Source organism: Streptomyces ossamyceticus, assembly GCF_001418475.1.
GTDB lineage: Bacteria > Actinomycetota > Actinomycetes > Streptomycetales > Streptomycetaceae > Streptomyces > Streptomyces ossamyceticus.
Genome location: NZ_LIQX01000285.1, coordinates 1 through 6,742, shown reverse-complemented (window position 1 = coordinate 6,742; position 6,742 = coordinate 1). Strand labels below are relative to the sequence as shown.

The 6,742-nt window shown below is 69.6% G+C and carries 9 protein-coding genes, 2 tRNA genes and 1 pseudogene; 1 reads left to right on the top strand and 11 read right to left on the bottom strand.

Annotated features, from left to right (window positions below; genetic code table 11):
• Positions 1–75: 75 nt before the first annotated feature.
• Together tig and AOK15_RS21745 are read right to left on the bottom strand one after the other, a co-directional pair.
• Complete coding sequence (gene tig, locus AOK15_RS21750; RefSeq protein ID WP_055519441.1) at positions 76–1,476, bottom strand: trigger factor; 1,401 nt, start codon at positions 1,474–1,476, stop codon at positions 76–78.
• Positions 1,477–1,713: 237 nt separating this feature from the next.
• A tRNA-Pro gene (locus tag AOK15_RS21745) sits at positions 1,714–1,790 on the bottom strand.
• Between the two features lie 176 nt (positions 1,791–1,966).
• Here AOK15_RS21745 and AOK15_RS21740 point away from each other — a divergent pair.
• Positions 1,967–2,040 (top strand) — tRNA-Gly (locus AOK15_RS21740).
• Positions 2,041–2,106: 66 nt separating this feature from the next.
• Here AOK15_RS21740 and AOK15_RS21735 read toward each other — a convergent pair.
• The 9 genes and pseudogenes from AOK15_RS21735 to AOK15_RS47070 all read right to left on the bottom strand — a co-directional run.
• Positions 2,107–3,276 (bottom strand): tyrosine-type recombinase/integrase, encoded by a 1,170-nt coding sequence (locus AOK15_RS21735; protein ID WP_055519439.1) that lies wholly within the window; start codon positions 3,274–3,276, stop codon positions 2,107–2,109.
• The gene (locus tag AOK15_RS21730; protein ID WP_055519437.1) at positions 3,276–3,500 is read right to left on the bottom strand and encodes an excisionase family DNA-binding protein; all 225 of its coding nucleotides are present in this window, start codon (positions 3,498–3,500) and stop codon (positions 3,276–3,278) included. Before AOK15_RS21730 ends, AOK15_RS21735 begins: the two co-directional genes overlap by 1 nt.
• Before the next feature lie 2 nt (positions 3,501–3,502).
• Positions 3,503–4,885 carry a replication initiator protein RepSA gene (repSA, locus tag AOK15_RS21725; RefSeq protein WP_055519435.1) on the bottom strand — a complete coding sequence of 461 codons (1,383 nt, stop codon included), beginning with the start codon at positions 4,883–4,885 and terminating at the stop codon, positions 3,503–3,505.
• Positions 4,882–5,577 carry a DNA cytosine methyltransferase gene (locus AOK15_RS21720; protein ID WP_055519449.1) on the bottom strand — a complete coding sequence of 232 codons (696 nt, stop codon included), beginning with the start codon at positions 5,575–5,577 and terminating at the stop codon, positions 4,882–4,884. Before AOK15_RS21720 ends, repSA begins: the two co-directional genes overlap by 4 nt.
• Positions 5,577–5,789 (bottom strand): hypothetical protein, encoded by a 213-nt coding sequence (locus AOK15_RS21715; RefSeq protein ID WP_055519433.1) that lies wholly within the window; start codon positions 5,787–5,789, stop codon positions 5,577–5,579. Before AOK15_RS21715 ends, AOK15_RS21720 begins: the two co-directional genes overlap by 1 nt.
• 5 nt (positions 5,790–5,794) lie before the next feature.
• The gene (locus AOK15_RS21710) at positions 5,795–5,977 is read right to left on the bottom strand and encodes a hypothetical protein (protein WP_055519431.1); all 183 of its coding nucleotides are present in this window, start codon (positions 5,975–5,977) and stop codon (positions 5,795–5,797) included.
• A 92-nt stretch (positions 5,978–6,069) separates the two neighbouring features.
• Complete coding sequence (locus AOK15_RS21705; protein ID WP_055519429.1) at positions 6,070–6,375, bottom strand: hypothetical protein; 306 nt, start codon at positions 6,373–6,375, stop codon at positions 6,070–6,072.
• 14 nt (positions 6,376–6,389) lie between these two features.
• A complete protein-coding gene (locus tag AOK15_RS21700) occupies positions 6,390–6,581 on the bottom strand; it encodes a mobile element transfer protein (protein WP_055519426.1) in 192 nt (63 codons plus the stop codon).
• A 19-nt stretch (positions 6,582–6,600) separates the two neighbouring features.
• Positions 6,601–6,742 (bottom strand): annotated as a pseudogene (locus AOK15_RS47070) (DUF2637 domain-containing protein); the annotation flags it as partial.

Sequence of the window (6,742 nt, the reverse complement as noted above, 5' to 3'; positions counted from 1 at the left end):
CGCCCCTGGGTAGACCGACGGGCCCCCGGGTCACAAGTGATCCGGGGGCCCGTCATGGAGCTGTGAGCGGAGCGATCAGGCCTCGGGGGCCTTCTCCTCGGCCTCGGCGGCGGCCGGGGCCTCCTCCGCGGTCTCGGCGGAGCCCTCCGCGGTCTCGTCCTCGTCCTCGTCGTCGAGGTCGACGAGCTCGCCGTTGGTGTCCTTGACCGTGGACGCCTCGACGACCAGGGCCAGGGCCTTGCCGCGGGCGACCTCGCCGACCAGGAGCTGGACCTGGTTGTTCTGGACGACGGCCTGGGCGAACTGGTCGGGGGACATGCCGGAGGATGCCGCACGCCGCATGAGGTGCTCGGTGAGCTCCTCCTGGTTGACGTTCAGCTTCTCCTTGGCGACCAGCTCGTCGAGGACGAACTGGGTCTTGATGCCCTTGACGGCCGCTTCCTTGGTCTCGGCGTCGAACTCCTCGACCGTCTTGCCCTGGATCTCGAGGTACTTCTCGAGGTCGAGGCCCATCTGGCCGAGCTGGTGGTGCTCCAGGTTGTGCTTGCGGGTGTTGATCTCGTCCTCGAGCAGCTTCTCGGGGACGGGCACCTCGACGAGCTCCAGCAGCTTCTCCAGGACACGCTCCTGGGCCTGCGTGGCCTGGTCGTACTGCTTCATGTTCTCCAGGCGCTTGCGGCTGTCCGCGCGCAGCTCCTCGAGGGTGTCGAACTCGGAGGCGAGCTGAGCGAACTCGTCGTCCAGCTCCGGCAGCTCACGGGCGGCGACCTGGGTGACCTTGACGGTGACCTCGGCCTCCTTGCCCGCCGCCGAGCCGCCCTTCAGCTCGGAGGTGAACGTGGCCTCGGCCCCGGCCTCCAGGCCCTTCACGGCGTCGTCGATGCCGTCGAGCAGCTCGCCCGAGCCGATCGTGTAGGAGACGCCCTCGGCGACGCCGTCCTCCAGGACCTCGTCGTCGACCTTGGCCTGCAGGTCGATCGTGACGACGTCGCCGTCCTCGGCGGCCCGCTCGACCGGGGAGGTCGAGGCGAAGCGCTCGCGGAGCTGCTCGACCGCCTTGTCGATGTCCTCGTCGGTGACCTCGACGGCGTCGACCTCGACCTCGATGCCGGAGAAGTCCGGGATCTCGATGGTCGGGCGGATGTCGACCTCGGCGGTGAAGTTCAGCGTCTCGCCGTCCTTCAGCTCCGTGATGTCGACCTCGGGCTGGCCGAGGACGTTGAGTTCGGCCTCGTTGACCGCCTCGGTGTAGAGCTTCGGAAGCGCGTCGTTGACAGCCTCCTCCAGCACGGCGCCGCGACCGAACCGCTGGTCGATGACCCGGGCCGGGATCTTGCCCTTGCGGAAGCCCTTCACCGTGACCTGCTGGTTGATCTTCTTGTACGCCGCGTCGAGGCTGTCCTTGAGCTCCTCGAAGGGCACCTCGACAGTGAGCCGAACCCGAGTCGGGTTCAGGGTCTCCACGGCGCTCTTCACGGTTCGGTCTCCTTGTGGCTGACTTCTTGGGGGTTCTACTGGGTCCCCTGCCGGATCCGGCAGAGCCTCAGCGGATTCGCGGCCCTTGAGAGACGTGAGAGTGCAGACACACGGGCGCGCAGCTTGCATAGTAACCGCAGGCGGTACACGCCCCAAAAGGTGATCTTGAGACACCGGGTGCCCCGCGGGTCGTGCCCTGGCAGGCCCCGGCCGGTCGGCCCGGCGGGTTCCGGCTGGTGGTCGGGGTGGCGGGATTTGAACCCACGGCCTTCCGCTCCCAAAGCGGACGCGCTACCAAGCTGCGCCACACCCCGTCTGGTGCGACACGTAGGGTACATGTCCCGGGCCAGGGGAGCCGCCGTATTTGCCGAGTGCGCGGGCGCGTGCGCGGGCGGGCGCGCGGGGCGGCCGGAAGGGGTGTGCGGCGAGGGCGCCCGACCCGCTACGATGCCTTCAGTGCCGCGGTCTCCCGACCTGCGGCGCGACCTGTGCGGGCGTAGCTCAATGGTAGAGCCCTAGTCTTCCAAACTAGCTACGCGGGTTCGATTCCCGTCGCCCGCTCCATACGGCTCAGGGCCAGGTCAGAGGATCATTCCTCCGCCTGGCCCTGATCGTTTCCAGGAGCCCCGATCAGCCCGCCGTGTCCCCCTCGTGCCCCTTGGGCCTTCGATCTTGCTTTTTCTTGGCCTTGCGGGACCTCTTGCGCGCCTTGTCGACGAGCCCGCTCACGGCATCGGCGATCAGCCGGTCACGGTCGGCACTGGCGTGCTGATAGATCAGCGCGGCACGGGCGGTGCTGTGACCCATCCGGGCCATCAGCTCACGCGTGCTCGCCCCGGTCGACGCGGCCAGGGTGTTGCCGGTGTGGCGCAGATCATGGAAGTGCAGCCCCTTGATCCCAGCATCCGAACACGCCTTGCGCCACAGCCGGTTGAAGTGGTTACGGCGGGGAGTCGCTCCCTTGGCGCCGACGAACACCCGACCGTCCGCACCATGTTCGGCGTACAGCTCCAGGTGCACGCGGAGGTCGGGGATGATCGCAGCCGGGATAGCCACGGTGCGCTTGCCGGCCGCGCTCTTGGGCGCCTTGATCTCCCGCTGCCCGTTGTTCAGTTCGGCGACCGCGCGGCGGACTCGTACGGCGCCGTGGTCGAGGTCGACGTCTCGGCGGTGCAGTCCAATCAGTTCACCCCACCGCAGGCCGAGGAAGCCGGCCATGAGCACGAGCACGCGATAGCGGGGCTGGATCGCTTCGGCGAGGTCGTAGACCTCCTGCACGGTCGCCGTCGGGCGCTCCGGGGTGTTCACCGTGCTGGCGCCCTTGATCGTGCACGGATTGCGGCGGATCAGCAGGTCAGCGACGGCCGTACCCATGATCGCGCGAAGCAGGGCGTACGCCTTGGCAACCGTGGTCGGACCAGTACCGCCGGCGAGCTTCTCGGCACGCCAGCGACGCACGAGCGGTGGCGAGATCTCAGCAACGTTGACCGCCCCGAAGGCGGGTTCGAGGTGATGCCGCAGGAGCGAGCCGTAGAGCTGACGCGTGGTGGTGGTCAGCTCCCGTTCCATGATCCAGGCAGCGGCGTACTCACCGAACGGGATCTTCCCGGCATCCGGGTCGTGCCAGTCGCCGCGCCGCATCTCGGTCTGCTTGTCGGCCAACCAGGCATCCGCGTCCTTCTTGGTCCGGAAGGTCTCCGGGGCCGGCCGCAGAAGGCCGTCAGGACCGACGTAGCGAGCCTGGTAGCGACCGGACGGGAGCTTGCGGACACGGCCGAACTGTCGACGCTTGCCGGCCATCAGGCAGCCACCCCCCGAAGGTGGGAACCGCGCCGACGAGGCTGCACCGTGTTGGCCGCGATGTAGGCGTCAACCACGCTCTCGGGGATACGGACATACCGGCCGACCTTGACGAAGGCGATCCGGCGTTCCTCGATCAGGCGACGCGGGAAGCGTTCCCCGCTCTCCTCCCAGGTCCCGAGCCGTACGGCGACCTCAGCGACGTTCAGCAGACGATCAGCCATGTTCATCCCTCCCCTGTCTCGTCGAGCAGCTCTTCACGTGCGATTTCGCGGTTCTGTTGGATGTCCCGGCGGATGTTGGCGGCGAGCCAGGATTCGCCGGGGGTGTGGCCGTGGCCGGCGTAGGTCCAGTGGGCGAGCGTGAGCGTGGTTGCCTCCGGGTTCTCGTCGGGGTCGGGCAGGCCGAGGGCGGCGCGTTGTTGTGCTGCGCGGTAGTCGGCTCGGGTCTGGCGGAGGGCGCCGAGGGTGGTGGAGTAGCGGCGGGACTTGGTGGAGAAGTGGCCGCGGAAGCCGAGCATGTGGGCCCAGTCGCGGAGCTTGCGGTCCGGGTAGAGGGCGTGGAGGTCGAGGCAGGCGGCGATGAGTCGGGCGGGGTGGTCGGGCACGTCGAGCAGGGCGAGGGCTTCTTTGTTGCCGATGCGGCGGTCGACGGTGCCGGTGGTCTCGGCTGCCTTGGTGGCGTACTTGGCGACGTAGGAGGCAACGGCCTGCTCGGTGATGTCTTCGCCGTCGCCGAAGGCGCCGATCGGCTGCACGTCGAGTTGGGTGCCCCAGCGCAGGGTGCGGGCGGGTTGGTCGCCTGCCGGCGGTACGTCGACAGCGACGCGGGCAGCGGCAGCGCGGATGGCGTCGGTGAGGAGTTCGAGGGTGGCCCACGCCGGCGGCGGGCTGTCGGGCCCGTCGGGGCCGTCGAAGCGGATCACGGCGTGGAAGTGCACGGCGCCGCGCTTCTGGTATTCGGCGACCTTGCCGAAGGAGACGCGGGACTGTTCGCGGGCGTCCTTCTGTGTAAGCCCGGCGCGGCGGGCGATCTCTCGGCGGAGGTAGATCGTGAAGTAGCGCCACAGGTCGGAGGCGTGGTTGTTCCACAGCACCGCGCCCGCGTAGTCGTACGAGGCCGGGTCGAGCGGGGTGCCGAGTTCTGGCGCGTCCTCGCCGTGGCGCGTACCGCAGCGGCAGGGCCGGTTGCCGGGACGGTTGTGGACCGGACCGAACGAGGGCGCGGTGAGCGTGGCGAAGACGCGGGGGTGATCCCGGATGGTGTGTGGGGTGCCCTTGGCGGGGTCGCCGGTGAGTCCGGCGCGGATGAGGTGGTAGGTGTCGCCGGCGTAGGTCCAGGCGCAGGCCGGGCAGCGTGAGGCGCGGCGGTTGCCGCAGGCGATGCGGAGCATGCCGCCCGGTTCCTCGTCGGTGTTGTAGTAGTGCAGGACGGTCTTTGTGGCGGGGTCGATCGTCTTCGTGCCGCCCATCAGTCGGATGGGGTCGGAGCAGCCGCCGGTGCGGCGGATCTGTTCCTGCCAGCGGTCGAAGTCGGCCGAGCCGGCCACCCTCAGCACGTCGGCGAGGGTGGCCGGGTCGAGACCCGCCGGGGTGGCGGTGTCGGTCACACCAACACCTCCTGGCGGGCGTTCAGGAAGGCAGTGCCGATCCACTTCGTGTAGGCGGGCGGGATCGCTTCGGTGAGTTCCTCGCGCACGTCGGTCCACGTGATGCCCATGGCGTGCTGCATCTCCGGGACGGTGGCCTTGCCGCCGCCGTTGCCGTAGGCGGCCACGTAGGGGCCGTCGCGGTGGACGCCGTGACGGTGGCCCCGGACGTAGCCGTCGTGCTTGACGTGCTTGGGCCGGGCCGTGGACCAGCGGCCGAGTTCGAAGTTGCGGTGACGCAGGACGCCGAGGCCGAACATCACCCCGCACAGGGACAGGTCTTTACGGATCTGGGCCCGGCCGTTGGGTTGCTCGATCACGTAGGGCAGGCCGGTGCGGTCGAGCAGGTCCCGTGTGGGCGCGACGAGGTCGCTGTGGGCGCCGCCCCAGCCCTGAGAGGTGTTGGTGCCCACGGTCAGGGCGCAGCCGGCCTGGCAGGGCGGGGAGGCGTGCACGAGGCTGTACCGCTCGATCTCGCCGGTGTCGATCAGGTGGGCGAGGTATTCGAGCGCGTCGCCCCGGTGGTAGGCGAAGGGGTAGCGGGGGCGGTCGGCGATGTCGCAGCCGTCGACCGCGAACCCGGCGAGGTGGTAGCCCCAGCCGGCACCGCCCGAGCAGGAGTACAGGTCCAGGACCCGCAGCGAGGCGGTCATCACTTGCCCCCCTTGCGGTGGGCGGGGCCGTGGTTGTCGGTGTAGTCCTGGACGAGGGCCTGGACGTCGTTGTCGCCGTTGGCGTGGTCCTCGGCGCCGCAGCCGCCGCACACGTAGTCGCCCTGGGAGCTGAGGTACTTGGTGCTGGCCTTGACGCGCAGGCCGGGGCTGTCCTCGGTGGGAGTGAGGTCGGCAGGCAGTTTGCGGAACATCCCGGTCACCTCCCGGCCTTGACGGAGGCGTGCGCGCGGGCGGTGTGGCCGGTGCCCTTGCAGGCCGGGCAGGCGACAGTGAGGGTGGCGCGGGAGCCGTTGCGGTGGCGGGCGCCGGTGGTGATGGCGGCGGTGGCGAAGCCGTCGCAGGCACAGCAGACGGGCGTGTTCGAGGCGTGCTGGGGCATGATGGGGCTTCCCTTTCGGGTCCGTTGGATCTGGATGGGTGGAGCCGTCCGGGGCGGCGGATACTTGGCGGTTGAGGCCGCCCCGGAGGGCATTACTTGCCGAGCGAGCGCGAAGGGCGTTTGTGCTTGGCGGTGCGGTTGATCGTGTAGGTGATGCCGCAGGTGGCCGAGAGGACCGAGACCGCCGAGGCGGCGACGATCGGGACGACGTACGCGATCATCAGCAGCACGACGACGGAGCCGGTGGTGATGGCGAGGGTGAGCAGGATCGGGCCGGTGTAGTTGCGTGGGGCTTCCTGCACGATCACGACTCTGCGCACGTCGGTGCCTGGCGGGATCTGCCGGTACAGGTCGGCGGGGATGTGTCCGGCGCGGCGCTGTTCGTCCGGCAGTCGCATCGGGGCACCTCCTCTCAGGCCGTGCAGCGGTGGGTACGGGCGGCGAGTTCGGCCGCCGACCGGTCGCCGTGTTCGGTGGAGAAGCCGCACTTCGGGGCGGTGCACGCGGCGGTGTGCTTGGTCTGGCCGCGTCCGTTGTAGAAGGAGCCGACCTTGACGGGACCGATGCGGATCACGTCGTAGAAGGTGTTCGGGCGGCGGGGCATGGGTGAACCTCCTTGTCTGTCAGGCGAGTTGGGCGACGATGGCGCCGGCGAGGTCTTCGGGGATGCCGAGGCGGGCGCGCAGGGTGGCGGTGTCGATGGCGCTGCCGGTGCGGACGCGGTGGTCGTCGGCGACCTTGCGGGCGTGATCGACGAGGGCCGGG

Bases quoted from the DNA above. Each gene is read 5' to 3' on its own strand.
- AOK15_RS21730 (WP_055519437.1), bottom strand. From the start codon at position 3,500: ATGGCTGATCGTCTGCTGAACGTCGCTGAGGTCGCCGTACGGCTCGGG.
- AOK15_RS21710 (WP_055519431.1), bottom strand. From the start codon at position 5,977: ATGCCCCAGCACGCCTCGAACACGCCCGTCTGCTGTGCCTGCGACGGC.
- AOK15_RS21735 (WP_055519439.1), bottom strand. From the start codon at position 3,276: ATGGCCGGCAAGCGTCGACAGTTCGGCCGTGTCCGCAAGCTCCCGTCC.
- AOK15_RS21715 (WP_055519433.1), bottom strand. From the start codon at position 5,789: ATGTTCCGCAAACTGCCTGCCGACCTCACTCCCACCGAGGACAGCCCC.
- AOK15_RS21700 (WP_055519426.1), bottom strand. From the start codon at position 6,581: ATGCCCCGCCGCCCGAACACCTTCTACGACGTGATCCGCATCGGTCCC.
- AOK15_RS21720 (WP_055519449.1), bottom strand. From the start codon at position 5,577: ATGACCGCCTCGCTGCGGGTCCTGGACCTGTACTCCTGCTCGGGCGGT.
- AOK15_RS21705 (WP_055519429.1), bottom strand. From the start codon at position 6,375: ATGCGACTGCCGGACGAACAGCGCCGCGCCGGACACATCCCCGCCGAC.